The sequence below is a fragment of the Streptomyces sp. NPDC007162 genome (assembly GCF_040634175.1).
Taxonomy (GTDB): Bacteria; Actinomycetota; Actinomycetes; order Streptomycetales; family Streptomycetaceae; genus Streptomyces.
Genome location: NZ_JBEYFC010000931.1, coordinates 1 through 1,892, shown reverse-complemented (window position 1 = coordinate 1,892; position 1,892 = coordinate 1). Strand labels below are relative to the sequence as shown.

Here is a 1,892-nt window from a genome sequence, read left to right as displayed (position 1 = left end):
GCCGTGTGCCGGTCCACGGCACACGGCCACGCGAGCCGCTCGCTGACGCTGGTACTAGTCGGGAGCAGTCAATTACCGCCAATCAGGAGGCAGGACGATGGATACGCGCGCCGTGGTCTGGAGCGGACCGAAACAAGCCGAATACCGCACTGTTTCGCTGGGAGAACCGAAGCCGGGCGAGGTTCTGATCGAGTCCGCCTATTCACTGGTGAGCCCGGGTACCGAGCGGGAATGGCTCACCAGCGACGAAAGCCATGCCGTGCTCGGTAGGACGTTCCCGTTCATCCCCGGCTACAGCGTGGCCGGCCGTATCGCCGCGCTCGGCGAGGGCGTGACCGGCCTCGCCGTAGGCGACCGTGTCGTAGCCGGTCCGCCGGTAGGCAGCCACGCCGCCCATGTGATCGCGCCGGTCGGCACGGTCTTCCCCGTCCCGGACGACGTACCCCTGCGCAGCGCGGTCTTCTTCAATCTCGGCGCGACGGCGGCCCACACGGTGCGGCTGTCCGGGGTCCGTCTGGGCGATTCGCTGAGCATCGTCGGTCAGGGCCCCATCGGTTTGCTGGCCACTCAGATCGCTGTCGCGCAGGGCGCCTGGCCGATCCTGGCGCTCGACCTCGATCCGGACCGCCGCAAGGCGGCCCTTACGCACGGCGCGTCCTTCGCGGCCGACCCCACGGACGCCGCCTTCACCGAGACCCTCGCCCAGGTGGGCGGCGGAACCCGGGCGACCATCGACCTGTCCGGCGTGTCGGCGGGGATCAACACCGCACTGCAGGTCACCGCTCCCCTGGGCACAGCTGTGTTCTCCAGCGGTATGACAGCACCCGTCACCCTCGACTACGGCTCTCTGTTCGTCAAAGGCCTCACGGTGATCGGCGCCCTCGTCGCCGTCCGCCCTGCCGAGATGAAGCAGGACACCGAGAACTTCCTGCGTCTTGTCGCCACCGGGGCGGTCACGACCCCCGCCCGCGACGAGGACGTGCACGACCCGGCAACGGCTGCCCAGGTGTATCAGCGCGTGCTGGACGGGGACCGCACTCTCACGGCTCCCCTGTTCGCCTGGCGCCCGGAGCTGTAGGCCTGGCACTTGGGTTGACCCGAGCCGGTCCTGATTGCCGCGAAGGCCCCCGTGCGGGTGAAGGTGTCGAATCCTCACCCACACAGGGGCCTTCGTGTTCCTGTCGGTCAGTACTGATGGTGGGTGTAGGTGATGTATCCCTGGTCGCCGCCGCTGTACATGGTTTCGGCGTCGGCCTCGGCCAGAGAGACGCCGGTGCGGAAGCGCTCGACGAGGTCGGGGTTGGCCAGGTAGTTGCGGCCGTAGCTGATGAGGTCAGCGCCCTGGGCAAGCCAGCGTTCGCCGTCGGCCTTGCCGGATGGCTGCGGGTTGACGACCGTCGATGGGTTGACGATGAAGGCGCCGGGCCACAGCTTGCGCATGGTCAGCAGCACGTCCTCCTCAGCGGTGGCGACCGTGTGGAGGTAGGCGAGGCCGAGTGGTGCCAGGGCGCCGGACAGGGCGGCGTAGAGCTCGGGGGTGTCATCTTCCTCGATGCCCCAGAGCCGGCTTCCGGGGGAAACGCGAATACCGACCTTGTCGGCACCTATGGCTTGGGCGGTGGCCTCCGCGGCCTCGACAGCGAAGCGGATGCGGCCGTTGACCGAGCCCCCGTAGGCGTCGGTGCGCTGGTTGGCGTTGGAGGAGAGGAACTGGTGGATGAGGTAGCCGTTGGCGCCGTGCAGTTCGACACCGTCGAAACCCGCCTCGACGGCGTTGCGGGCGGCGTCCACGTAGACGCCGATCTCGTCGGCCACCTCGGCTGACAGCCCAGAGCCTGCCCGGAGCATCGACCAACCCGGACAGTCCATTGTCTCTGGATCTCACCGTTGAC

The 1,892-nt window shown here is 68.3% G+C and carries 2 protein-coding genes and 1 pseudogene; 2 read left to right on the top strand and 1 reads right to left on the bottom strand.

Going from position 1 to position 1,892, the window contains the following annotated elements:
- Positions 1–97: 97 nt before the first annotated feature.
- Positions 98–1,078 carry a zinc-binding alcohol dehydrogenase gene (locus ABZ646_RS45975; RefSeq protein ID WP_360533581.1) on the top strand — a complete coding sequence of 327 codons (981 nt, stop codon included), beginning with the start codon at positions 98–100 and terminating at the stop codon, positions 1,076–1,078.
- Positions 1,079–1,185: 107 nt separating this feature from the next.
- On the opposite strand, the gene ABZ646_RS45970 is transcribed toward ABZ646_RS45975, so the two are convergent.
- On the bottom strand, positions 1,186–1,815 hold the full coding sequence (locus ABZ646_RS45970; protein WP_360533578.1) for a hypothetical protein: 630 nt from the start codon (positions 1,813–1,815) through the stop codon (positions 1,186–1,188).
- A gap of 2 nt (positions 1,816–1,817) precedes the next feature.
- On the opposite strand from ABZ646_RS45970, the pseudogene ABZ646_RS45965 reads away from it, so the two are divergent.
- Positions 1,818–1,892 (top strand): annotated as a pseudogene (locus ABZ646_RS45965) (XRE family transcriptional regulator); the annotation flags it as partial.